This window comes from Arthrobacter globiformis (genome assembly GCF_030817195.1).
GTDB lineage: Bacteria > Actinomycetota > Actinomycetes > Actinomycetales > Micrococcaceae > Arthrobacter > Arthrobacter globiformis_D.
Window position 1 is genome coordinate 579,565 of record NZ_JAUSYZ010000001.1, and the last position, 25,024, is coordinate 604,588.

Annotated in this window: 17 protein-coding genes and 1 pseudogene; 10 read left to right on the plus strand and 8 right to left on the minus strand. The window is 67.2% G+C overall.

Going from position 1 to position 25,024, the window contains the following annotated elements; all coding sequences use genetic code 11:
* Nucleotides 1–11: 11 nt before the first annotated feature.
* Both QF036_RS02675 and QF036_RS02680 read left to right on the plus strand, forming a co-directional pair.
* Nucleotides 12–2,267, plus strand: coding sequence for an immunoglobulin-like domain-containing protein (locus QF036_RS02675; RefSeq protein WP_307098987.1), 2,256 nt, complete (start codon nucleotides 12–14; stop codon nucleotides 2,265–2,267).
* A 202-nt stretch (nucleotides 2,268–2,469) separates the two neighbouring features.
* A complete protein-coding gene (locus QF036_RS02680) occupies nucleotides 2,470–3,003 on the plus strand; it encodes a GNAT family N-acetyltransferase (RefSeq protein ID WP_307098989.1) in 534 nt (177 codons plus the stop codon).
* Here the strand turns inward: QF036_RS02680 and QF036_RS02685 are convergent.
* The 3 genes from QF036_RS02685 to QF036_RS02695 form a co-directional block, all read right to left on the minus strand.
* Entirely contained in the window at nucleotides 2,981–4,273 is a 1,293-nt protein-coding gene (locus tag QF036_RS02685; RefSeq protein ID WP_307098990.1) for an MFS transporter, read from the minus strand. The genes QF036_RS02680 and QF036_RS02685 overlap by 23 nt on opposite strands.
* Nucleotides 4,270–4,731, minus strand: coding sequence for a MarR family winged helix-turn-helix transcriptional regulator (locus QF036_RS02690; RefSeq protein WP_307098992.1), 462 nt, complete (start codon nucleotides 4,729–4,731; stop codon nucleotides 4,270–4,272). The genes QF036_RS02685 and QF036_RS02690 overlap by 4 nt, the downstream gene beginning before the upstream one ends.
* A 114-nt stretch (nucleotides 4,732–4,845) precedes the next feature.
* A complete protein-coding gene (locus QF036_RS02695) occupies nucleotides 4,846–5,928 on the minus strand; it encodes a LacI family DNA-binding transcriptional regulator (protein ID WP_307098994.1) in 1,083 nt (360 codons plus the stop codon).
* Between the two features lie 115 nt (nucleotides 5,929–6,043).
* On the opposite strand from QF036_RS02695, the gene QF036_RS02700 reads away from it, so the two are divergent.
* From QF036_RS02700 to QF036_RS02720, 5 genes are all read left to right on the plus strand, one after another.
* On the plus strand, nucleotides 6,044–6,982 hold the full coding sequence (locus QF036_RS02700) for a carbohydrate ABC transporter permease (protein ID WP_307098996.1): 939 nt from the start codon (nucleotides 6,044–6,046) through the stop codon (nucleotides 6,980–6,982).
* A 2-nt stretch (nucleotides 6,983–6,984) separates the two neighbouring features.
* Nucleotides 6,985–7,935 carry a carbohydrate ABC transporter permease gene (locus QF036_RS02705; protein ID WP_307098999.1) on the plus strand — a complete coding sequence of 317 codons (951 nt, stop codon included), beginning with the start codon at nucleotides 6,985–6,987 and terminating at the stop codon, nucleotides 7,933–7,935.
* 38 nt (nucleotides 7,936–7,973) lie between these two features.
* On the plus strand, nucleotides 7,974–9,317 hold the full coding sequence (locus tag QF036_RS02710) for an ABC transporter substrate-binding protein (RefSeq protein ID WP_307099002.1): 1,344 nt from the start codon (nucleotides 7,974–7,976) through the stop codon (nucleotides 9,315–9,317).
* A gap of 91 nt (nucleotides 9,318–9,408) precedes the next feature.
* On the plus strand, nucleotides 9,409–11,448 hold the full coding sequence (locus QF036_RS02715; protein ID WP_307099003.1) for a beta-galactosidase: 2,040 nt from the start codon (nucleotides 9,409–9,411) through the stop codon (nucleotides 11,446–11,448).
* A 49-nt stretch (nucleotides 11,449–11,497) separates the two neighbouring features.
* Nucleotides 11,498–14,692, plus strand: a complete 3,195-nt coding sequence (locus QF036_RS02720) for an Ig-like domain-containing protein (protein ID WP_307099005.1) — start codon at nucleotides 11,498–11,500, stop codon at nucleotides 14,690–14,692.
* A gap of 20 nt (nucleotides 14,693–14,712) precedes the next feature.
* Here QF036_RS02720 and QF036_RS02725 read toward each other — a convergent pair.
* A pseudogene (locus QF036_RS02725) lies at nucleotides 14,713–15,384 on the minus strand (ROK family protein); the annotation flags it as partial.
* Nucleotides 15,385–15,950: 566 nt separating this feature from the next.
* Nucleotides 15,951–17,237, minus strand: a complete 1,287-nt coding sequence (locus QF036_RS02730; RefSeq protein ID WP_307099007.1) for an FAD-binding protein — start codon at nucleotides 17,235–17,237, stop codon at nucleotides 15,951–15,953.
* 199 nt (nucleotides 17,238–17,436) lie between these two features.
* Between QF036_RS02730 and xylA the strand changes: the two genes are divergently transcribed.
* The 3 genes from xylA (at nucleotide 17,437) to QF036_RS02745 (ending at nucleotide 22,122) form a co-directional block, all read left to right on the plus strand.
* The gene (gene xylA / locus QF036_RS02735; protein ID WP_307099009.1) at nucleotides 17,437–18,627 is read left to right on the plus strand and encodes a xylose isomerase; all 1,191 of its coding nucleotides are present in this window, start codon (nucleotides 17,437–17,439) and stop codon (nucleotides 18,625–18,627) included.
* A 19-nt stretch (nucleotides 18,628–18,646) separates the two neighbouring features.
* The gene (xylB, locus tag QF036_RS02740) at nucleotides 18,647–20,167 is read left to right on the plus strand and encodes a xylulokinase (RefSeq protein WP_307099011.1); all 1,521 of its coding nucleotides are present in this window, start codon (nucleotides 18,647–18,649) and stop codon (nucleotides 20,165–20,167) included.
* Nucleotides 20,168–20,469: 302 nt separating this feature from the next.
* Nucleotides 20,470–22,122 carry an HNH endonuclease gene (locus QF036_RS02745; RefSeq protein WP_307099013.1) on the plus strand — a complete coding sequence of 551 codons (1,653 nt, stop codon included), beginning with the start codon at nucleotides 20,470–20,472 and terminating at the stop codon, nucleotides 22,120–22,122.
* A gap of 54 nt (nucleotides 22,123–22,176) precedes the next feature.
* On the opposite strand, the gene QF036_RS02750 is transcribed toward QF036_RS02745, so the two are convergent.
* The 3 genes from QF036_RS02750 to QF036_RS02760 are packed head-to-tail and all read right to left on the minus strand — an operon-like array spanning nucleotide 22,177 to nucleotide 25,011.
* The gene (locus QF036_RS02750) at nucleotides 22,177–23,289 is read right to left on the minus strand and encodes a Gfo/Idh/MocA family protein (RefSeq protein ID WP_307099016.1); all 1,113 of its coding nucleotides are present in this window, start codon (nucleotides 23,287–23,289) and stop codon (nucleotides 22,177–22,179) included.
* Nucleotides 23,274–23,972 (minus strand): ThuA domain-containing protein, encoded by a 699-nt coding sequence (locus tag QF036_RS02755; protein ID WP_307099017.1) that lies wholly within the window; start codon nucleotides 23,970–23,972, stop codon nucleotides 23,274–23,276. The genes QF036_RS02750 and QF036_RS02755 overlap by 16 nt, the downstream gene beginning before the upstream one ends.
* Before the next feature lie 34 nt (nucleotides 23,973–24,006).
* Complete coding sequence (locus QF036_RS02760) at nucleotides 24,007–25,011, minus strand: sugar phosphate isomerase/epimerase family protein (RefSeq protein WP_307099019.1); 1,005 nt, start codon at nucleotides 25,009–25,011, stop codon at nucleotides 24,007–24,009.
* Nucleotides 25,012–25,024 lie beyond the last annotated feature (13 nt).

A 25,024-nucleotide genomic window follows, 5' to 3' on the forward strand; every position in this document is an offset into this window, starting at 1 on the left:
AAAGTGTCTCAATGCTCCCTACACACCCACGGGCCCGCACGGGCCCGGCCATGACGACGGCGGCTGCGCTGGCCGCTTCGGCTGCCCTGGCGCTCGGCGGGCTGGTCGCCGCGGCGCCGGCCCACTCCGCCGTGGACGACGGTCTGGTCCTCAAATACAACCTGACTGAAGCCGCCGGGACCGTGGCGGAGGACAGCTCCGGCAACGGACGCAACGGCGTGATCAGCGGTGACGCCACCGCGCTGGGCAGTGAAGGGCTGCAGCTCGGGGGCACAAACGCTCACGTCCGGCTCCCGAACGACGTCATGCGCGGGCTCGACTCCATCACCGTCTCCACCGACGTAAAGATCGCGGCCGACCAGGGCGCGCCCTACTTCATCTGGGGGATGGGCAACACCACCAGCGGCACCGGGAACGGCTACCTGTTCACCACCGGCAACGCGTACCGGACGTCCATCGCGAGCGGCAACTGGTCCACCGAGCAGACCCTCAGTGCCAACCGGGACCTGGCGCGCAGCGCCTGGAAGACCATCACCTACACCCTCAGCGGCGGAACCGCCGTCCTCTACGAGGACGGCACCGAAGTTGCCCGCAAGACCGGCGTCTCCATTACGCCGGGAAGCATTGGGGGAGGAACGACGACGGCGAACTACCTTGGGCGGTCGGTCTACAGCGGTGACAAGTACCTCAAGGGGCAGGTCCGGGATTTCCGCATCTACAACCGCGCCCTCTCGGCAGCCGAGGTTCGCGAGCTCGGCTACGTTTCCCCGGAACAGCGGGTGGCCCTCGACCTGCAGGACCTGTCGCTGGGGGATACCTCCGCCGTGACTGCGCGCCTGTTGCTGCCCACCACCGGCCCGAACGGCTCGGCTTACACCTGGTCATCCTCGGATCCGGCCACGGTCTCAGCCCAGGGCGCGGTCACCCGCCCGGCTAACGGAACCGGAGACAGGACCGTGACGCTGACCGCCACGGCCACCTCAGGTGAGGCGTCGGCGTCGAAAACGTTCACCGTCACGGTGCGGGAAGACATCAGCGACGACCAGAAGGTCACCGAGGCCGCGGCGGCCCTGAACGTATGGGATGCCGACGCGATCCGGGGGAACATTACCCTTCCCACGGCGGGGCTGCACGGAACCAAGGTTGAATGGACGTCGAGCGACGAGTCCGTGGTCACTGCCACCGGCGAGGTGACGCGGCCGGCCTACGAAAGCGAGCAGGCCAGGCTCAACCTGCACGCCACTGTTTCCCTTGGCAAGACCAAGGCCAGGAAGAAGTTCCGGGTGACGGTGCTGCCGCTGCCCAAAGCCGAGGCCAAGGAAGGCTACGCCTTCGCCTACTTCACCGGCAACGACCTCGCTGGCGAGAACATCTACATGGCCGCCAGCCGCGGCAACGACGCGCTCAAGTGGGACGAGCTGAACGGCGGAAAGCCCGTCCTCAAGTCCGGGCTCGGCACCAAGGGCCTGCGCGACCCGTTCATCATCCGATCCCCGGAAGGCGACAAGTTCTACATGATCGCCACGGACCTCTCCATCGGCAGCGGCACCAGCTGGGACTCCTCCCAGCGCCAGGGCAGCCAGTACATCGAGGTCTGGGAATCGACCGACCTGGTCACCTGGTCCGGGCAGCGGCATGTGAAGGTCTCGCCGGACACCGCGGGGAACACCTGGGCTCCGGAAGCCCACTACGACGAGAAGATCGGCGCCTACGTCGTGTACTGGGCCTCCAAGCTCTACGCCGACAACGACCCCAACCACACCGGCGGCACCTACAACAAGATGATGTACTCCACCACCCGGGACTTCCGGACCTTCACCGAGGCCAAGGTATGGAATGACCCGGGCAACTCGGTCATTGACTCCACCGTCATCAAGGAGGGCGACACGTTTTACCGGTTCACCAAGGACGAGGGCCGTGTCTCCGGTTGCCTGGACATCATGCAGGAAAAGTCCAAGGACCTGCTGGCCGTTGACCTGCCTGCCACGAACCCCCGCAACTGGTCGCTGATGGGCAACTGCATCGGCAAGAACGCCGGAACGGGCGGCGTGGAAGGGCCCACCGTCTTCAAATCGAACACCGAGGAGAAGTACTACCTGTTCGTCGACGAATTCGGCGGCCGCGGCTACATCCCGCTGGAAAGCACCAGCCTGGAAAACCCCAACTGGAAGCTGTCCACCAACTACGAGCTGCCCCGCGCACCGCGCCACGGCACCGTCCTGCCCGTCACCAAGACGGAGCTGGAGCGCCTGCACAGCCAGCTGTGATTCTGCTCTGATTCGGCAAAAGGACAGGGGGCTTCGCCGATGCCGGCGAGGCCCCCGTGCCCTTTACCTTTTAGTGTCCTTCACCGCCTCGCCTGGGCTGTTGAGCCCAACGTGCCCGGCAGCCGCTGACTGCGGCTAAACTCCGGGGCGGGCCTACAATCCTTCTATTGATTTCTGCCGGCTCCCACGCTTTGGAGTTCTAATGATCCGGAAGGCTGTTGCAGGAGACGCTGCCGCCCTTGCTGACTTGGCGGCGGCGACGTTCCCGCTCGCTTGCCCGCCCGGCTCCTCGCCCGAGGACATTCGGCTCCACCTCAAGCGGACGCTCAGCGAGGACAAATTCGCTGAGTACCTCGCGGACAGCAAAATCGCCATCCTGGTGCTGGAACAGGGCGGCCGGCTTGACGGGTACACCCTGCTCGTCGACCGGCAGTCAAAGGACCCCGACGTACTCCGCGCCCTTGGCGCACGCCGGTCCATCGAGCTGAGCAAATGCTATGTGCACCCGGACCACCATGGACGGGGCGCAGCCTCCACGCTCATGCAGGCTTCCTTAGACTGGGCTGCGGACCAGGGCGCTAAAAGCGTCTGGCTGGGGGTCAACAGCCAGAACGCCAAGGCCATCCGCTTCTACGAGAAGTCGGGCTTCACCAAGGTTGGGACAAAATCGTTTACCCTGGGCGACTCGGTGGAGAGCGACTTCATTTTGGAGTTCACTCTCCCGGTGAAGGGCTGACCACGCCGCCCCTCTGCTGCGCCCGCCGCCTCCGCGGGAAGGAAGCCAGAAGCTGCTGCCGCATGGTGAGCCGGCTGCTCCGGACCACCACAATCACTGCGAGCAATCCGGTCAGCAGCACGACGGCGCCGCCCGCGGCAACTGACCAGCGGGCGCCGAACGTGCTGCCGAGCCAGCCCATGAGCGGGGCCCCCAGGGCAGTCCCGCCCTGCAGGGTTGCCAGGTAAAGAGCAAGCACCCGGCCCCGGTACTGTGGCTCCACGGAGAGCTGGATGCTTGTATTGCAGCTGTTCAGGAACGTCATTGAGGCGAGCCCCACCGGAACCAGAACGGCGGCGTACAGCCAGAACGACGGCGAGACGCTGCCGACCAGCGTGAAGAAACCCAGGCCCAGTGCTCCGCCGAGCAGGAAGCGCAGCCGGGGGCCGGACCTGCGGGCTGCCAGCAGGGCTCCGGCCAGTGTCCCGACAGCCATGATGGAGCCCAGGAGTCCGAATTCGCCGGGCCCCATTCCGAATTCCGCCGTGGACATCAGAGCGTTGGTGATGGGGAAATTCATGCCGAACGCCCCCAGAATGCCCACCAGGACGAGGATCAGCACCAGATCCGGACGCCGGCGCACATAGCCCAGTCCCTCGGCGACCTGGTGTTTGCTGCGGACTGCCTGCGGGGTGGGGGCCAGCCCCGCTGTGCGGATCCGGGCCAGCGAGATCAGGACGGCGGCGAAGCTGGCGGCGTTGAGCAGGAAAACGGGTCCGGTGCCAGCCCAGGCGATGAGTACTCCGGCGATCGCAGGTCCCGTCAGTCGGGCAGTGTTGAAGGAAGCGGAATTGAGGGACACCGCGTTGGCGATGTCGTCCTGTCCCACGAGTTCGGAGACGAAGGACTGGCGTGCGGGCCCGTCAATGGCGCTGGCCAGCCCAAGGCAGAGGGCGGCTGCGTACACCTGCCACAGCTGCGCCGCGCCGGTAACCACCAGGAGCCCAACGACCAGCCCGCACAGGCCCATGGCCGACTGCGTCCAGAGCAGGATCACGCGCTTCCGGTGCCGGTCTGCGAGGACTCCTGCGTAGGGGCCAAGCAGAAGCATGGGGAGGAACTGCAGGGCCGTGGTGATGCCGACGGCCGTGCCGGAATGGTCCGTGAGGACGGTCAGCACCAGCCAGTCCTGGGCGACCCTCTGCATCCAGGTGCCGATGTTGGACACAAGGGCCCCGCTGGCCCACAGCCGGTAGTTGGGGTTCTGCAATGCCCGGAAGGTGGTGCTCACCGGGCGCTCATCTCCTGCATGATGTGCGCGGCCCGGCTCAGGGTCAGCCTGTCCTCCGGACTCAGTCCGGCGACCCGTTGTGCCAGCCAGGCGGTCCGCTGGCCCCGCGCCTCTTCCAGAACGTCCACGCCCGCAGGCGTGATGCCCACCTGGATTTGGCGGCCGTCCTCCGGATGCGCTGACCGGGACACAAATCCCAGCTCTGCGAGGGCGTTTACGATCCGGGTCATCGACGGCGCCTGGACATGTTCACGCTCGGCAAGTTCGCGGGGGGTGCGCGGGCCGTCGCTGTGGAGCTGGGCCAGCACTGTGTACTGGCCCGGCGTGATGACGTCGCCGGTGGCCTCAACGCGGAGCCGGCGGGAGGTCCGCATCACGGCAGTCCGAAGGTCGATCGCAAGGATGTCCGGCCTGATGGATTGGGGGGTCTCTTGGTGTGCCGCTCCGGTTGCAGGCATTGAGGAAGTGCGCCTCCTTCTCATTGGCGAGTTAGTTAGCAACGCTAATTAGCTGGTCTAACCATTATTCACCGAGCCTCTGCGATCGGCAACCAATGCGGGGGTGAATGTGAGCTATTTCCCCTTCGGGGCCGCCGTGCTTTCGCGGACCACCAGGTCGGTGGGGACCAGCGTGACGCCTGGTTGGGTGGTGTTGGTGCGGATCTGCTGGAGGACGTTGTCGACGCACCGGTTGCCGACGTCGGCGAAGTTCTGGTGGACCGTGGTCAGCGGGGGAGCGTAGGAGGAGGCTTCGGGGACGTCGTCGAAGCCGACCAGGCTGATGTCTTCGGGGACGGATTTTCCCTTTTCCCGGAAGGCCCGGAGTATGCCGAGAGCCATGTGGTCGTTCGCGGCGAACACCGCCGTGCAGCCGGGTTCATCGGCGAGCCGGAGCCCGGCCTCGTAGCCGGAGTCCGCTGACCAGTCGCCGCGGAGCACGGGCGGGACGGGCCTGCCGGCGGCGGTGAGCGTGGAGCGCCACGCGGCGGCCCGGCGCTCGCTGGCGAAGGATTCCTCGGGGCCGGCGACGTGCCAGACGGTCTCGTGGCCGAGGTCCAGGAGGTGTTTGACCGCCTTTTGGGCGCCGTCGGCCTGGTCGGTGTCCACCACGCTGTAGCTGTCACCGGCGTCGGAATCGACGACGACGACCTTGACTCCCGGGGGCAGCGTCACGGTGGCTGCATCGAGGAGGTGGACCTCCATGATGGCGATCACCGCGTCAACGGCGAGTTCGCCCATCCGGGAGAACGCACCCTGGATTCCGGCCTGCGTAGGTGCCGTCACCGGGATCAGCGTGATGGCGAAGTCCTGCCGGGCTGCATGCAGTGCGATGGCCTCCAGTGTGCGCATGTTGCCCAGCGAGGACAGCGAGAACGTGATCACCCCGATGGTCCGGAAGCTGCCCCGCTTGAGCGCCCTGGCGGCACTGTTCGGCCGGTATCCCAGCTCGTTCATTGCCGCAATGACCTGGCGCCGCGTGCTTTCGATGACGTCAGGGCTCCCGTTGGACACGCGGGAAACCGTTTGGGATGAGACTCCGGCGAGCTTGGCGACGTCGGCCATGGAGACCTGCTGCTTGCGCCGCGGCGCAGTGCCGGCCACCTCCTTCAGGGGGGACAAATTGTGGGCCGGGGGTTGACCGGATTCGTGCTCCATGTCACCATCGTACCAATCATGTTTGCGCAAACATTCACAAAAGCTCACATTAATGTTTACGCAAACAAAACGTTCGGTCACCCGCCAAGTGACGCAGCCCTACAGAGGACCCTTCATGACAATGACGTCCCCGCAAGTCGTACCGCGAGCCGGAGCGGCTGGGCCGGCAGGCCGCACGAGCCGCCGCGCCAGCCGCCGTTCGTGGGCCGGCTGGTGGTTTATCGGCCCGTTCATGGCCGTTTTCGCCCTGGTTTTCCTCGCCCCGATCGCGTATTCCATCTACCTGAGCGTCTTCCGCAACCAGCTCATTGGCGGCACCGCCTTCGTGGGCCTGGACAACTACGCCCGGGCGTTGGGGGACCCGCAGTTCTGGTCCGCGCTGGGACGGGTTTCGCTGTTCCTGGCGGTCCAGGTGCCGGTCATGCTGATGATCGCCCTCGTTGTGGCCCTCGCCTTGGACAGCGGCAGGCTCTACGGGAAGTCGTTCTTCCGGATCTCGATCTTCCTGCCCTATGCCGTGCCCGCCGTCGTCGCAACGCTCATGTGGGGCTTCATGTACGGCACCCGCTTCGGACTGGTGGGAAACATCAACCAGGCCTTCGGCCTGAACCTGCCCAGCCCGCTGTCCTCCGAACTCGTGCTGGCCTCCATTGGAAACATCGTCACGTGGGAGTTCATCGGCTACAACATGCTGATCTTCTACTCCGCGCTGACCGTTATCCCCAAGTCCCTGTATGAGGCCGCCGAGATCGACGGCGCCGGCCAGCTGAGGGTCATCGCCGCGATCAAGCTGCCGGCCATCCGCGGCGCCATCGTGGTAGCCACGATCTTCTCGGTGATCGGCAGCTTCCAGCTCTTCAACGAGCCCAGCATCCTCAAGAGCCTCTCACCCAACACCATCTCGACCTACTTCACGCCCAACCTGTACGCCTTCTCCCTGTCGTTCTCCGGGCAGCAGTACAACTACTCCGCCACGGTGGCGATCATCATGGGGCTGATCACCATGGCCATTGCCTATGCCGTCCAGGTCCGCGGCATGCGAAAGGAGCGCTGACCATGAGCGTTCAGACAGCCGCCCGCCCCAGCAGTGCCGGCGCAGGAACGCCGGCCCCGCTGAAATTCCGCACCCCGCGCCTGCGGTCCCCGCGCACACCCGGGTCCCGGCGCTCGCGCCGCAGCCTGGCACTGACTCTCCTGATGGGCCTTGTCCTGCTCTACAGCCTGGCCCCGCTGTTCTGGCTCCTGGTCAACGCCACCAAAACGCAGGACGGCCTGCTCAACTCCTTCGGCCTGTGGTTCGACGGGGACTTTGCCCTCTGGGACAACATCGCCCGGACAGCAACCTACGACGGCGGGATCTTCCTTCGCTGGTTCGCCAACACAGTCCTCTACGTCGTGCTCGGCGCCGGCGGTGCCACTTTCCTCGCCGTCCTCGGCGGCTACGCGCTGGCCAAGTTCGATTTCCCTGGCCGGAAGGCCGTGTTCGCCGTCGTCATCGGAGCGGTGGCCATTCCGGGCACGGCGCTCGCAGTCCCCACGTTCCTCATGTTCAGCCAGATGGGCCTGACCAACACCCCCTGGGCCGTGATCATTCCCTCGCTCATCTCGCCCTTCGGCCTGTACCTCATGTGGACCTTCGCCGCCGAGGCCATCCCCACCGAGATCATGGAGTCCGCCCGGATCGACGGTGCCAGCGAGGCACGCACCTTCTTCCAGGTCTGCCTGCCGCTGCTGGCACCGGGCATTGTCACCGTGCTGCTCTTCACCATGGTGGCCACCTGGAACAACTACTTCCTGCCGCTGATCATGCTGAAGAACCCGGACTGGTACCCCCTCACCCTGGGCCTGAACGCCTGGAACGCGCAGGCCGGCACCGCTGGAGGGGAAGCCATCTTCAACCTGGTCATCACCGGTTCCCTGTTGACCATCCTGCCGCTGATCGCAGCGTTCCTGCTGCTCCAGCGCTACTGGCAGTCCGGCCTTTCCGCCGGAAGCGTCAAAGAATAACGCCCGTCCCGCTCCAACAACGCAGTTAGAAGGAAGACATGATCAAGACCCTGACCCGCCGCGGCCTGCTGCAGGCTTCCACTGTCGCCGCCGCACTCGCCCTGGGGCTCACCGCCTGCGGAGGCGGCGGCAACGCGGCGCCGCAGCAAACGGTCAACAGCGATGCCGTCGAAGCCGCCCTCCAAAAAGGCGGCAAGCTGACAGTGTGGGCCTGGGACCAGTCGCTGAAGAAAGTCGCCGAGGGCTTCGAGGCCAAGTACCCCAACGTGGACGTCAACCTGGTCAACGCGGGCACCGGAAACGACCAGTACACCGCCCTGCAGAACGCGATGTCCGCCGGCTCCGGGGTGCCCGATGTGGCGCAGATTGAGTACTACGCACTTCCGCAGTTTGCGCTCAGCAAGTCACTGGCGGAGCTCGGCCAGTTCGGCGCTGCAAACCTCGACGGTACCTTCACGGCCGGTCCGTGGTCCTCGGTGCAGGCGCAGGGCGGCGTCTACGGCCTTCCCATGGACTCCGGCCCCATGGCCCTGTTCTACAACAAGCAACTCTTCGACAAGCACGGCATCGCAGTGCCCACCACCTGGGATGAGTTCCTCGAGGCCGGACGTGCGCTGAAGAAGGCTGACCCGAAGGCCTACATCGCCAACGACACCGGGGACGCCGGGTTCACCACCAGCTTGATCTGGCAGGCCGGCGGCAAGCCCTACCAGGTGGACGGCACCAACGTCGGCGTGAACTTCTCCGACGAAGGGTCCACCAAGTTCGCCGAGACCTGGCAAAAGCTCATTGGCGAGGACCTCCTGGCCCCCATCAGCTCGTGGAGCGATGAATGGTACAAGGGCCTCGGCAACGGCACCATCGCCACCCTTTCCACCGGCGCTTGGATGCCCGGGAACCTGGTCTCCGGCGTTGCCGACGGGGCCGGCAAATGGCGGGTCGCACCCTTGCCGCAGTGGGAGAAGGGCGCCAATAGCAGCGCCGAAAACGGCGGCAGCTCGCTGGCCATTCCTGCGGCCAGCAGCCAGGCAGCGCTGGCCTACGGCTTCCTGAAGTACTCCAATGTTGAGGAAGGCGTCCAGGCCAGGATCGACGGAGGAGCGTTCCCCGCCACCTCAAAGGACCTGGCGTCCGAGAAATTCCAGAACACCGAGTTCAAGTACTTCGGCGGCCAAAAGGCCAACCAGATCTTCGCCGAATCAGCGAAGAATGTTCCCGCCGGCTGGTCCTACCTGCCGTTCCAGGTCTACGCCAACAGCATTTTCAACGACACCGCCGGCCAGGCCTACGTCTCCGGCACCAAGCTCAAGGACGGCCTGGCCGCATGGCAGAAAGCCTCGGTCAAGTACGGCACCGAGCAGGGGTTCACGGTCAAGGAATAAGAGCCCGCAGGCAACCCACCCATCTGCGCGGACGCGCCAGCCAGCCCGGCGCGTCCGCGGCCACCCAAACGCGCCCAAAAAGAGGAACTCCATGACCCACACCGCCCAACACCGCTGGCTGCGCTGGCCGTCCCCGGACACCAAGAGGCTGGCCTTCGGTGCCGACTACAACCCCGAGCAGTGGCCCCGCGAGGTCTGGGCAGAGGATGTGCGGCTCATGAGGGAGGCCGGGGTCAACATCGTCTCCCTGGCCATTTTCTCGTGGGCACGGATCCAGCCCTCGCGGGACACCTGGGACTTTGCCTGGCTCGACGACATCATCGGCCTGCTCCACGCCAATGGCATTGCCGTGGACCTTGCCACCGCCACCGCCTCCCCGCCGCCGTGGCTCGCGGCCGAACACCCGGAAATCCTTCCGGTCACCCAGAACGGCGAAACCCTCTGGCCCGGCGGCCGGCAGCACTGGCGGCCCACGTCGCCGGTGTTCCGCGAGCACGCACTGACGCTCGTGCGCGCCATGGCCGAGCGCTACAAGGACCACCCCGCCGTCTGTGCCTGGCACGTTTCCAACGAGCTTGGCTGCCACAACATCTATGACTATTCCGACGACGCCGCAGCCGCCTTCCGCCGGTGGCTCCAGGACCGCTACGGCACACTTGAGGAGCTGAACACCGCCTGGGGGACCGACTTCTGGTCCCAGCGCTACGCGGACTGGAACCACATCCTCCCGCCGCGCAAGGCGGCGTCCTACCCGAACCCCACGCAGCAGCTGGACTTCAAGCGCTTCTCCTCGGACTCGTTGCGGGATTACCTCCGCGCCGAACGCGACATCCTCAACGGCATCACCCCGGACATTCCCGTCACCACCAATTTCATGGTGATGGGGGAAACGAAGGGAATGGACTACGCCGCCTGGGCCGCCGACGTCGACTTCGTCTCCAATGACCACTACGTGGTCCCGGGACCGCAGGACCATGACGAACTGTCCTTCTCCGCGAACCTGACCGGCAACATCGCCGGCGGCAACCCCTGGTTCCTCATGGAGCACTCCACCAGCGCCGTCAACTGGCAGCCTGTGAACACGCCCAAGAAGCCCGGGGCCCTCGCCCGGGACTCACTCACCCACGTGGCCCACGGCGCAGACGCGGTCTGCTTCTTCCAGTGGCGGCAGTCGCGCGCCGGGGCAGAGAAATACCACTCCGCGATGGTCTCGCACGCCGGCAGCAACAGCAGGCTCTTCCGCGACGTCAGCGCGCTGGGACGCACGCTGGGCGAACTCTCGGGGATCACCGGCAGCCGCCGCGAGCCGGCACGGGCCGCGATCCTCTTCGACTGGGATTCCTGGTGGGCCAGCGAACTGGACTCCCATCCGAGCGACCGCCTCCGCTACCGGCAGGAGGCACTCGACTGGTACTCGGCGTTCCTGGCCACCGGCATCCGCGCCGATGTCCTCCCCGCGGCAGCCTCCCTTGAGGGCTACCAGCTGGTCATCGCACCGGTCCTGCACGTTGTGCCGGCCGAGCTGCGCTCGCAACTGACCGCTTTCGTTGAAACCGGCGGGCATCTCGTGACCACCTACTTCTCGGGCATCGTGGACCAGAACGACCACGTGTGGCTCGGCGGATATCCCGGCGCCCTCAGCGATCTGCTGGGGATCCGGGTGGAAGAGTTCGGGCCGCTGGCACCCGGGGAAGAAGCCAGGCTCGACGACGGTTCAACCGGCACGCTGTGGGCGGACTCCGTTGCCACCACCTCCGCCGAAACCAAGATCCTGCGCCGGTTCACTTCCGGGGACCACGCCGGCGAAGCGGCTGTTACCCGGCGCAGCGTCGGCAGTGGATCCGCCGGCTACGTGGCGACGCGGCTCGGACCCGCCGGCCTGGTCCCTGTCCTGCGGGAATTCGCCGGCCTGGCCGGCGTCGAGTCTGAACTGCCCGCCGAACTGTGTGGCGCCGTCGAACTCGCCGTCCGCGCAGGGGAGGACGAACGCTTCCTTTTCCTGATCAACCGAACGGACCAGGCCGTCGACATCTCGGCGGTCCCCGGGGCCGTGCTCGCGGGCACCGGACCGGGCGACGGTACCGCCAAGCTTGCCGCCCGCGGCGTGGCCGTCCTCAAAAGCCCCAAATAAAGCAGCAGTCCCCAGAGAACAGCAGCATCACCGCACCGAAGGGAATTCAATGACGAACAGATCCAGACGGCCCTGGGCCGTGACCGCCGCCGGCGTCGCCGCGGCGGTCTTCTCCGCAGGGCTCGTGGCCGGACCCGCGTCCGCCGCGCAGGCACCGGTCTTGGCAGCCGACGAACCCGTGCCGGCCGGCGCCGTCACCGTGCGGCCGGACCCCTCCTACCAGGGCGATGCCTTCGAAGGGTGGGGCACCAGCCTGGTGTGGTTCGCCAATGCCACCGGCGACTATCCGGATGAAATCCGCAACAAGCTTGCCGACATGGTCTTCGGCGACGAGGGGCTGAACCTCAACATCGCCCGGTACAACGTCGGCGGCGGCAATGCGCCCGACGTGAAGGACTACCTCCGGGCCGGCGGCGCCGTTGAAGGCTGGTGGCAGGCCCCCGCGGGCACCACGCGGGAGGACAAGGACTGGTGGGATCCGGAAAATCCGGACCACTGGAACCTCGACGCCGACCAGACGCAGCGCTGGTGGGTGGACCGGATCAAGAACGACATCACGCACTGGGAAGCCTTCAGCAACTCCCCGCCGTGGTTCCAGACGGTCAGCGGCTACGTTTCGGGCGGCTTCAACTCCTCGCAGGACCAACTGCGGACCGAGAGCGTTGACGACTTCTCCTCCTATCTGGTCGGCGTCGTCAAGGAGCTGGAAAAAGCGCACGGCATCAAGATCGACACCATCGATCCCATGAACGAACCGAACACCCCGTACTGGGGAACCAGCCTGAATTCGGCCGGCCAGGCCGTCGGCGGCCGGCAGGAAGGCGCCCACATGGGCCCCGAACTGCAGCAGAAGGTGGTCCAGTCCCTGGCCAAGGCACTGGCCAGCGCCGACACCGGCGCCGTCATCAGCGCCATGGACGAGACCAACCCCTCGACGTTCGCCAGCAACTGGAACAGCTATTCCGCCGACGCCAAGGCAAACGTCGCGCAGCTCAACGTCCACACCTACGGGACCGGGCAGCGGACAGCCGTCCGGGACATCGCCAAGGGCGAGGACAAGCCCCTGTGGATGAGTGAAACCGGCGGCTCCTGGCTGGACGGGCAGAACTTCACGAGCATGCAGCCCGGCCTCGGCCTGGCCCAGCACATGGTTAACGACCTCCGCGAGCTCGAGCCCGAGGCCTGGGTGTTCTGGCAGCCCGTCGAGGACTACAACAACATGAAGCCCGGCGGCGAAAGCGCCATCGGCTCCAACTGGGGCGAGATCCAGCTGCCCTTCGACTGTGATGCCGGGGACAACCTCGAAAGCTGCCCGATCTACACGAACACCAAGTTCAACACGGCGCGGAACTTCACGCACTACATCAAGCCCGGGGACCGCCTGGTCAAGGTGGACGACACGAACAGCGCGGCCGCCGTCTCCGACTCCGGAGCAACCGTGGTGCACGTGAACGACAGCAAGCAGCAGCGCCAGGTTGCCCTGGATCTTTCCGGCTTCGAAGCCGTCCAGGGCAACGCCACCGTGACGCCGGTGACCAGCGACGCCTCCGGCGCGCTGGCGCAGGGCGAGCCGGTCGCCGTCGGAAAGGACCGCACGGCGGTCCTCACGGTACCGGCCGAATCCGTCACGACGTTCCTCGTCAATGGTGTGCACGGTGTGGCCAAGGACGCCGCCCTGGTTCAGGCAGACCACGTCTACCGGCTCCAGGGCGTGGAAAGCGGCAAGTCCCTTAGCCAGGGAACCGGCAGCGCCGCCGTCATCCGTTCCGGTGCGGGCGCCGAGCAGCAGTGGAGCATCCGCCGCCTCAGCGGCGAGAACAGCAGCCGTGCCCGCTACGCAGTCGAAACGCCCGACGGCGGGCGGCAGCTCGCCGTCGTCGACGGAACCCCGCAGCTGGTACCGGCGGAGGCAGCCCCGGCTGACGCCTTCCAGTGGACCATGTCCACCACGGGCGACGGCACCTACACGTTCGTCAATGCGGCCACCGGCCGGCTCCTCGAGGTGGGCGGGCACGCCACCGCGGACGGATCCCCGGTGACCCTGTGGACCGCCAACTCCGGCGAGAACCAGCGCTGGCGGGTCATCGACGAAACTGTCCAGGGATTCCAGAACGTCGTGGCCTTTACGGTGCCCGGGAGCGTTCCGGAGCTGCCCGCCACGGTGGTCCCCGTCTTCCGCGACGGTGCCCGCGGCGAACTGCCGGTGACCTGGGCGATGCCGCCGGAGAGCCGGTGGAGCAAGCCCGGAACCGTTGACGTGCGTGGGACGGTGACGGACGTGCTGGGTGCTGCGCATCCGGTGACGGCCAAGGTCACCGTCGACACGCTGGTGGCGACACTGCCGGCGCGGGCCAAGACCTATGCCGGCGGAACGCCCGCGCTGCCTGCCACCGTGACAGCGGTGACTGCCGCCGGCAGCAAGGTGGAGCGGCCGGTTGTCTGGGACGCGGCTGGACCGTTTACCGAGGCAGGCGTTGCCACGGTTGCCGGCACCGCCGACGCCGCCGACGGCCGGACACTGCCCGCCACCGTGCGCGTCCAGGTCACGGCGGGAACGGCCGACAACGTGGCCGATGACCCCGGCACCATGTTCAGCGCCACCTTCACCGAGCCGGGCTACGGCACGGCAGGGCTGGGCAACGGCAACCTGACGGACAAGGCCTGGTCCAACTGGAAGTCGGGCATCAAGAACGCCACCGACACCCTCTCCGTGGCGCTGGCCAGCCAGAAGACGGTGACCGGCGTGAAGGTCCACTTCTACCGCGACGGATCCACCGACAGCTACGCCCAAAGCCTCCAGGTGCAGTCCAAGGCAGCCGACGGCGCGTGGCAGAACGCTGGCCCCCCGGTCCAGGTCCCCGGCGGCAGCCCCGCCCCGGTGGTCACGGTTCCGGTTGCCAACGTGGACACCAAGGACGTCCGCGTGGTCCTCACCGCCCGGCCGAACACCCACATGACGGTCAGCGAAGTGCAGGTCCTGGCGTTGGCTCCGGGCCAGTCCTCCGACGCCTCCGCGGCAGCCATTTCCGTCAACGGTCAGCCGCTGGCCGGCTTCGACCCAGACGTCGCCTCCTACCGGACCGGCGTCCAGGGAGCGCGGCAGGAAGTCACGGCCACGGCTGCTGACCCGTACGCCACGGTCACCGTTACCCCGGCGGATCGGCAGTCCGGAACCGCCGTGGTCACGGTCCGAAGCGAAGACGGGAGCCAGACCCGGACGTACGAGGTCGTCTTCGGCCGGTAGGAAGCTGGGTTCCGTCGCGGCTAGTCCGCGGCGGAACCGAGCGCGGTTGTCACGAATCCCGTGGGGTCCGCCAGGAAACGGGCGAACCCCAGTTCCGCCGCGCCGATCATCATGAGGTTGGAGCCGAGTGCCGCGGGGTGCACCTTGGCCTGGGCGGCCGGCCCGTCCATCGCCTGGGACAGCAGCAGGTCATCGAGGGCGGACGGCGCGAGTGCGTAGAGGACCCCCAGGAAACCGTCGAGGATGATCACTTCCGGGTTGAAGGTGTTAACGGCGTTCCGCAGTGCGATGGCCAGGAAGCCCAGCTGCCGGGATATTTCCTCTGCGACGGCGGGGCTGCCTGTCGCCCGGAGAGCCTGTTCCAGCTGGGGCGTGTCGCCGCCGCTGAGACCGAGCAGTTCGAAGAGCCGCCCCTGGGACACCTCTGTTTCCAGGCAGCCGGTGGCGCCGCAGTGGCACTGTTCGCCGGAGGTGCGGACGAACGTGTGGCCCAGTTCCCCGGCGTAACCGGAGGCGCCGCGGAGCAGCATGCCGTTGGAAATGATCCCGCCGCCGATGCCGCTGGCCCCGCCGTTGAGGTACACGAGGTTGTCCCGGCCGGCGCCGGCCCCGAAGATCAGCTCCGCCTCCGCCGCGAGCGAGGCATCGTTCGCCGCCTGGCAGGCGTAGCCGGTGGCTTCGCTCAACATCCGGGCAACAGGCTCGTCCCGCCAACCGAGGTGCGGCGCATGGCGGACCGTCCCGTCGTCGGGGGTTTACCAGGCCGGGCACCGCCACACCGATGCCGGTGATCCGGTACGAGTGGTCCAGCTCCGTGCGCATTCCCTCGATCACCGCAGCGGCGATGTTGACCGCCTCCCGTGCGCTGGGAATCCGTTCCGTGGCGAACCGGATCTTCTTCTGGACGATGCCGCCCAGGTTGACCAGCCCGATGGTGACCGCATCGATCTCCGGGTAGACAGCAAGGGCCGCAATGGAAGGGCTCGGGCGCACCTCGGGGCTCGGACGGCCCACCTGGGCCTCGCCTGTTGGCGCCGTCTCATAGACCAGCCCGAGCGCGGCCAGCTGGCCGATCAGGGTTCCGACCGTGGACCTGTTGAGCCCTGTCCTTTTCGTCAGCTGGGCCCGGCTGAGGACACGGTGATGGTGGACCAGCGACGTGATCAGCGCCAGGTTGTTCCGCCGGGAGGGGTCCAGCTCGCTGGGAGGGGCGGCCGGAGCGGCCCGTTGGCGAGGGGAAGACATCATCGGAACGATATCAGCTGCCGAAGACCTTGGTGTCGAGGAAGTCGTTGCGGAACTTCCCCTCCGGATCGAGGCGCCCCGCGAGGGCCTTAAAGTCGGCGAAGCGGGGGTAAAGCGGCGCGAGGCGGGAGGCATCGGCGTCGAACAGCTTGCCCCAGTGCGGACGGGCGCCGAACGGCGCCAGGGCGGCCTCGATCACCGGAAGCACGGCCTCGACGGCGGGCTGGTCCTGCCGCCAGGTGAGGTGCAGGCCGATGCTGTCGGTTCCGTAGTTCGGGCTCAGCCATAGGCTGTCGGCGGCCATGGTGCGGATTTCGGAGACCAGCAACAGCGGAGTCAGCAGATGGGACAGCCGGCGCATCGTCTGGATGGCGTCCACGGCGTGCTCGCGGGGGACCAGGTATTCGCTTTGCAGCTCGTCGCCCTTGCTCGGAGTGAATTCCATCCGGAAGTGGGCCAGCCTGTCCGACCACGGGCCGGGCACGCCCAGCTGCTGCGTGCAGGTGCTGCCGGATACCCCGGCGATGGGATGCCGGGCTTCGGAGGCCGGGGTGCCACCGTAGAAACTGGCACGGTCGGCTACTCCTTCTTCCTCCGTCCTGGCCTTGAGCCAGGCCTGCCCGATCCGGTCCCCGCTCCAGTCGGTGAAAAGGCTGGCACTGTACGCCGAGGAGGTGACGTCGTCGAAATTCTCCAGCACCTGGTCCCACGAGAGGTTGTCAAAGACCGTCTGCACCACCGGAAAGGCAGGTTCGATGTCCAGCGTCAGGCTGCTGGCCACGCCCAGGGCGCCAAGGCCCACCACCATCCCGTCGAAGTCCGGGGTTTCGCCGCGGCGGGCAGTGAGGATCCCGCCGTCGGCGGTGACCAGTTCAAGGCCGGCGACGGCGGTGGCCAGATTGCCGTTTCGGTCGCCTGATCCGTGGGTGGCGGTGGCGACGGCCCCCGCAACCGAGATGTGGGGGAGGGAAGCCAGGTTGTGCAGCGCGTAGCCCTGCCGCTGCAGCTCCGCCGCCAGGGTCCCGTACCGGGTGCCGCCGCTCACTGTCGCCGTCATGTTCGCGGAGTCCACCTCGATGGCGGGGGCGAGGTGTTCGAGCGAGACCAGGGCGCCGGTGGTGTCGGCGATGCGGTTGAAGGAGTGCCGCGAGCCGAGCGCGCGGAGCCGGGACACGCCGGCAACCAGGTCCTGAAGCTCCGCCACGGTCCGCGGTTCCCGCACCTCGGCTGCAGCGTACCTGAGGTTGCCGGCCCAGTTGTACTCCTCGATGTGCAGCTCAGTTCCTGCTTCGCTGACCATTGCCTGCCCTTCGTTTGGTGTTTTAGAGAACATAACACCCCGTGGTGCCGCGGGGATAGGGCTCCACCGCACTTCGCCAAGGTGTTTGGCGGCAGAAAAAATGGTTGACAGACCGCTAAAACCGAATATGTTTGGTTCTGGAACATTTTCCGGATCTGCCTGCGTGACAGGTCCCCTCCAAACCAAACGGGAGCACTCAATGGCGATTCAGCCCACGCGTGATGACAAGTTTTCCTTCGGCCTGTGGACCATCGGCTGGGAGGCGCAGGACCAGTTCGGCTCCGCAACCCGCCCGCCGCTGGACACCGTGGAGGCCATCAACCGGCTCAGTGACCTGGGCGCCTACGGCATCACCTTCCACGACAACGACCTGTTCCCGTTCGGCTGCTCCGCGGCTGACCGGCAGCGGGAGATCGACCGCCTGACCGGTGCACTGAAGGCCACCGGCATGGTGGTGCCCATGGTCACCACCAACCTGTTCAGCCACCCGGTCTTCAAGGACGGCGGCTTCACCAGCAACGACCGGGGTGTTCGCCGCTTTGCCCTGCGCAAGGTGCTGGAAAACATCGACCTCGCCGCCGAGCTGGGCGCCGAAACCTTCGTGATGTGGGGCGGACGCGAAGGCAGCGAGTACGACGCCGCCAAGGACATCCGCGGGGCCCTCGAACGCTACCGGGAGGCCGTGAACCTGCTGGGCGACTACGTGACGGACAAGGGCTACAACATCCGCTTCGCGATCGAGCCGAAGCCCAACGAACCGCGCGGCGACATCCTGCTGCCCACCCTTGGCCACGCCCTGGCGTTCATTGAGACCCTCGAGCGCCCGGAGCTTGTGGGCATCAACCCCGAAACGGGCCACGAGCAGATGGCCGGGCTGAACTTCACCCACGGCATCGCCCAGGCGCTGTACCAGGGCAAGCTTTTCCACATCGACCTCAACGGCCAGCGCAGCATCAAGTTCGACCAGGACCTGGTATTCGGCCACGGCGACCTGCAGAACGCTTTCTCCCTGGTTGACCTGCTGGAGAACGGCGGTCCCGAGGGCGGGCCGGCGTACGACGGGCCGCGCCACTTCGACTACAAGCCCAGCCGGACCGAGGACATCAACGGCGTCTGGGACTCGGCGGCCGCCAACATGCAGACCTACCTGCTCCTGAAGGAGCGCGCCAAGGCCTTCCGCTCCGACCCGGAGGTGCAGGCTGCCCTGGAGGCGTCGCGGGTTTCCGAGATCAACGTCCCCACCCTGAATCCGGGCGAAGGCTACGAACAGCTCCTCGCTGACCGCTCGTCCTACGAGGATTTCGACGCCGACGCCTACTTCGGCGGCAAGGGCTTCGGTTTCGTGAAGCTCCAGCAGCTCTTCATCGAACACCTGCTCGGCGCCCGCTGATACTGTGACGGCTGCTCCTATGTCACTCGTTGCCGGGGTCGATTCCTCGACCCAAAGCTGCAAGGTCGTGGTGCTGGATGCTCACAGCGGCGCCCTGGTCCGGGAGGGCCGGGCCGGCCACCCGGACGGCACCGAGGTCCACCCGGACCACTGGTGGCGGGCTCTTGCCGAAGCGTTCGACGACGCCGGCGGGCTCGCCGGGGTCAGATCGCTTTCGGTGGGTGGCCAGCAGCACGGCATGGTGCTGCTGGACCGCGAGGGCAACGTGCTGCGGCCGGCCCTGCTCTGGAACGACACCCGCTCGGCAGAGTCAGCAGCGGCCCTCACCGAAGAAGTGGGCGCGGAGGACTATGCGAAGCGGACGGGGCTGGTACCTGTAGCTTCCTTCACCGTCACCAAGGTCCGCTGGGTCCGCGACCATGAGCCGGACATCGCCGGCCGGGTGGCCGCCGTCGCCCTGCCGCACGACTGGCTGACCTGGCGCCTGCGGGGCTACGGCCCCGCCGGCGCCAGCCCGCTGGGACCCGATCTGGGGCAGCTCACCACGGACCGCTCCGACGCCAGCGGCACGGGCTACTGGAACCCGGCAACCGGCACCTACGACCTGGAGCTCTTCGGCCTGGCCTTCGGCCGCGACGCCGTCGAAGCCGGCCCGGATACGGTTGGTGCGTCCGGTGCGGTCATCCTGCCACGCGTCCTCGGACCCGGCGCCACCGCGGGAACCATCCATCCCTCATGTTTCAGCACCGTCGGAACCTCTCCGGGGTCACCGCCCCGGGTCGCCTTGGAAGAGGGCGTGGTCCTTGGTGCCGGTGCGGGGGACAATGCCGCGGCGGCACTGGGCCTGGGCGCCCGGGCGGGGGACGTCGTCGTATCTGTGGGCACGAGCGGCACGGTGTTTGCCGTCTCCGATGAGCCGCTCGGCGACCCGAGCGGGACGGTGGCGGGCTTCGCGGATGCGAGTGGCCTGTTCCTGCCGATTGCCGTGACCCTCAATGCAGCGCGGGTGCTGACGTCGGTGGCCGGGCTGCTGGGGGTGGACTTCGACGAGCTGTCCCGGCTGGCGCTGGAGGCTGAACCGGGTGCGGGCGGCGTGGTGCTGGTCCCTTATTTCGAGGGGGAGCGGACGCCCAACCTGCCGCACGCGACGGCCAGCTTTTCCGGGCTGACCATCGCCTCGACCACGCGCAGTAACTTCGCACGGGCCGCCGTCGAAGGGATGCTGTGCGGGCTGGCGGGAGGACTGGATGCCCTCCGCGCCCTGGGCCACCCGGCCGAGCGGCTTCTGCTGATCGGCGGCGCCGTGCAGAACCCTGCGGTCCAGCGGATTGCGGCCCAGGTTTTCGACCTGCCCGTGCTGGTTCCGAGCCCCGGCGAATACGTGGCCCGGGGAGCTGCCGTGCAGGCGGCCTGGGCACTGACGGGAGAACGGCCGGCATGGAACGTGGCAATGGACGGCCACCCCGAGCCGGACTTCCAGCCACCCATCGCGGAACAATACAGGGTGGAGCAGCGCAAAGCGGAGCAGGGCGCCAGTTGAAGTCCTCCGCTGGTTGAGCCTGTCGAAACCGAGCCGGTGGTTGAGCCTGTCGAAACCCGAGCCGCGGAGTGGCTCTGTGGTCCGCTGGTTGAGCCTGTCGAAACCGGCAAGCTCAACCGGCGGAGCCTCTGCGTGCCGGCGGCACCCAACTGGGTAGCACTTCAGGGCCTTCTCAGCGCTGGGAACGCCCTGACGTGCTACCTACTTTCGTTCTCCGGTGGGTTCAAGGAACTTTTTGGATCCCGCCCTCAACCTGGGTCCGATCGTCCTTTAATGTCGTACCCCCTTGGCAGACTGGGTGCATGGAAGGCTTCGGGAATTCAGCACTGACAGCAGGAGCGCCGCACGGCGGCGTTCTGCAGGCTGCCGCCCTTCCCGATGCCGCTTTCCCTTTCGAAGCGTTCCCGGAAGGCGCCATTCCATTCGATCAGTTCGCGGACGACGGATTGCCGTATGACGATGACATCGACGCCGCGTTCCCGGCATCGTTTCCTGAGGACCCGTTTCCCGAGGCCCTGTTTGCCGATGTCCTGTTCGCTGCCGGCGCCGCCACCAGCGCAGCCACCGGCACTGATGGGCGCGGGCCCGGTACCCGGCGGCCGGCTTTGGCGGACCGGGTCGCTGCGGCAACCGCCCTTCTGCGGGCCGATCTGAGCGCCGACGGTGCCGGGCTGATCGACCAGACGCACGCGTACGAGAACGTCAAGAACATGCTTGCCGGGCAACAGGCGAGGCTTGCCGTGACCTTCGAGGCCCGGCACAGCCAGGAGCAGACGGACCTTGGGACGGATGAGGGCCGGGCGACACTGACCGCCGAGGATCTGGGCAAAGACCGCAGCAATGACCGGGGCCCGGGCGCGGCCGAGCAGATCGCCCTGGCCCGGGGCGAGTCCCCGCACCGCGGCGGCCGGCTGCTCGGCACAGCCAAGGCCCTGGTGCAGATGCCCCGCACCCTGGCCGCCCTGGACACCGGACAGCTCAACGAAGAACGCGCCATGCACATCGTGAAGGAAACCGCCTGCCTGAGTGCGGCCGACCGGACCGCCGTCGACGAGGAACTCGCCGCCGACACCGGAACCTTCACCGGCGCCGGGACCCGCACCGTCATCGCCGCCGCCCGGGCCGCCGCCACCCGCAAGGACCCCCGCTCCGTCGCCCAACGCGCCAGCCACGCCGCAACCGAACGGACCGTCAGCCTGCGCCCGGCCCCGGACACCATGACCTACCTGACCGCCCTGCTCCCCGTCCACCAAGGCGTCGCCGTCTACGCGGCCCTGACCCGGCACGCCGACACCCTCCACGCCGCCGGCGACCCACGCTCCCGCGACCAAATCAAAGCCGACACCCTCGTCGAACGCACCACCGGCACCCCCGCCGGCATCACCGGCATCGAAATCAACCTCCTCATGACCGACCGCACCCTCCTCCAGGGCGACACCGAACCCGCCCGGATCCCCGGCTACGGTGTTGTCCCCGCAGACTGGGCACGTGACCTCCTCACCCACGGACCGGGAGAAGGAGGCGAGGAGCTCAAGACCTGGATCCGCCGGCTCTACACCGCCCCGGAGACCGGCGACCTGGTCGCCATGGACTCGCGACGGCGCCTGTTCCCGGCGCCGCTGCGCCGCTTTATCCGGATCCGGGACGACACCTGCCGCACCCCCTACTGCGACGCCCCCATCCGCCACCACGACCACATCATCCCCTGGCACGGCGGCGGCGCTACCAGCCTGGCGAACGGCGCAGGACTGTGCGAAGCGTGCAACCACACCAAAGAACTCCCCGGCTGGAAAGCCCAACCCATTCCCGGGCCGCGGCACACCATCGAACTAACTACACCCACCGGCCACACCTACTACTCCACCGCACCGCCACTACCCGGATCTGGACAAACCGGAACCGGGCTGCCCGAAACAACCCGCTCGGTACGGTCAGCACCAATCCGACAACGGTGAAGCGGCGGCGGAAATACCGCCGCCGCCGAACCCGGCCAAGGGAGGAGTTAGCTCCTACGAGCTGACCTCGGCGACCTGCACGGCCAGCGCCGTCAGTTCCACTGGCTCCGGACGGGCCACCGTGCTCTTGATCTGCACCGCGGAACCCGTCCGGGCCGAAGCCAGCATGGACTCCATCACGTCGAGGACGTGGTAGGCCAGCTGCCCGCCGGCGCGCGGCTCGGAGCCCTCTGGTGTTGCGGCGAGGTCGGCGATCCCGAAACCGCGTCCGGAGTCGACGTAGCCGGCCGAGACTGGCAGGGTCTGCCAGTCGTCCGCGCCCAGCGGGAAGACCTGGACATCGCCGTCGAAATGGTTCGGGTCGGGCACAGCCAAGGAGCCGCGTTCACCGTGGATTTCGATGTTGGGCGACTTGGACTTCACGGCGTCGAAGCTCATGAGCAGCGTGGACAGTGCACCGGAAGCGTGCATCAGCACCCCAGTGACATGCGAGTCGACCGCCACCGGCACCGTCTCACCAGCGCGCGGCCCGGAGCCGATGGTCCGCTCGTTGCGGGTGTGGCTGGCGGCGCCGACGACGGAGACTACCGGGCCCAGAAGCGTGACCAGCGCGCTCACATAGTACGGACCCATGTCCAGCAGCGGTCCGCCGCCGGGCTGGTAGTAGAAGTCCGGGTTCGGATGCCAGCGTTCGTGGCCGGGCGTCACCATGGTGGCTGTTGCGCTGATCGGCGCGCCGATCAGGCCGTCGTCAATCGCCTTGCGGGCGGTCTGGATCCCGGTGCCGAGCACCGTGTCGGGGGCGCAGCCGACGACGACGCCCGCCTCGCGTGCCGCCTCCAACACCTGCCGTGCCTCGGCGGTGGTCGCCGCGAGCGGCTTCTCCCCGTAGACACCCTTTCCGGCGGCAATGGCCTTGAGTGCAACGTCGGCGTGGGCCGCGGGGATGGTCAGGTTCAGGACGAGGTCGACGTCCTCCGCGGCGAGGAGGCTGTCCACGGAAAGTGCGCGGACGCCGTCGTAGTCGTCCGCAACAGCCTGGGCGCGCGCGGGGTCCAGATCGGCCACGGCCACCAGTTCGATCTGGTCGAGCCGGCGGAAATTCGCGAGGTACTGGGCGATGATGGCGCCGCAGCCAATAATTCCTACTTTCAACGGCTTGCCCACAGCAGGCCCCTTTCGATGATGGTGCGGACGTTGCTGTCCTGGAGGATGTCGACGTGATGGCCGGGGGTAGTGACGAAGATCCGGCCCTTGCCCCATTGGCGGGTCCAGACGGCCGGTGAGGTCACCTCGCGGTGCCAGGGGTCCCACTCGCGGACCTTCTGGGTGGTGGTGGCGAGGACGTCGATGTAGTCGTCGGCCAGGACCCAGTACTGCTCGGTGACAAGTTCGAAGTCGGAGATGCCTTCGGTGATGGGGTGGTGGGCGGCGGCCGGGAGCATCTTCACGGTGTACGGCACGTAGTTGTCGGACTGCTCCCCGATGCGCTCGTCCGGATGCTTGCCGGGGTGGCACGCGAACTGGCCGCCTATCAGGTGCAGGTAGTCGGAGTTGTTGCGGTAGGAATCAGCGATCCCACCGTGCCAGCCGGCCAGGCCGGTGCCATTCTCGACGGCGGCTCGCAGTCCCTCGAACTCGTCCCTTTCAATCGTGGTCATGGTCATGCACTGCATAATCAGGTCCACGCCCGCCATGTAGGTGGCGTCGGCGTAGACCTTGGGCGATTCCTCGACCCGCACGTCGTACCTGTTGCTTTTCAGGAACGGGATGAAAAGCTCGGTGGCTTCGAAGGGCTGGTGGCCGTCCCAGCCGCCGCGCACCACCAGGGCGGACTTGTTTCCGGTCATGACAAAGCTCCTTTGGTTAACAGGTATTAGTGGTTCAGCGGGTGGCGAAGGCGGCGTCGAATGCCGCGGCGGGCGGGGCAATGGCCGCGAGGTTCTTGACCAGTGCGAGTGCCTGCGGTGCACCGGTCAGGCGGTCCATGCCGGCGTCTTCCCATTCGATGCTGGTGGGGCCGGCGTAGCCGATGGCGTTCAGGGTGCGGAAGATCTTGTTCCACTGCACATCCCCGTGCCCAGCCGTGACGAAGTCCCAACCACGGCGCGGATCGGCCCAGGCCAGGTGCGAGCCGAGCCGGCCGTTGCGCCCGTCGAGCTGGCGCACGGACTCCTTCACATGCACGTGCAGGATGTGCTCGGCGAAGTCCTGCAGGAACATCACGGGGTCCAGGTCCTGCCAGATGAAGTGTGACGGGTCGAAGTTCAGCCCGAAGGCGGCCCGGTGCCCGATAGATTCCAGGGTGCGCTTGGTGGTCCAGTAGTCGTAGGCGATCTCGGAGGGATGCACCTCAAGGGCAAAGCGGACTCCGACCTCGTCAAAAACGTCGAGGATCGGGTGCCAGCGGTCAGCGAAGTCCCGGTACCCGGCGTCGATCATGGCCTGCGAAGCGGGCGGAAACATCGCCACGGCCTTCCAGATGGAGGAGCCGGTAAACCCGGTCACGGTCTTCACGCCAAGCCTGGCCGCTGCCCGGGCGGTGTCCATCATGGACTGCGCCGCCCTGGTGCGGACGCCCTCCGGATCGCCGTCGCCCCACACCGCAGGCGTCAGTATGCCCTGGTGGCGCTCGTCGATCGGGTCATCGCAAACAGCCTGCCCGGTGAGGTGGTTGGCAATGGCGAAAACTTTGAGGTTGTTCTTCTCCAGGATGTCCAGCCGGCCCTTGAGATAGGAGTCGTCCTCTGCGGCGCGCCGCGGATCAAGGTGGTCGCCCCAGCAGGCGATCTCCAGGCCGTCAAAGCCCCACTCTCCGGCGAGCCGGGCCACCTCCTCGAAAGGCAGGTCGGCCCACTGGCCGGTGAAGAGCGTTATGGGTCGTGTCATCGGTTTTCCTGTT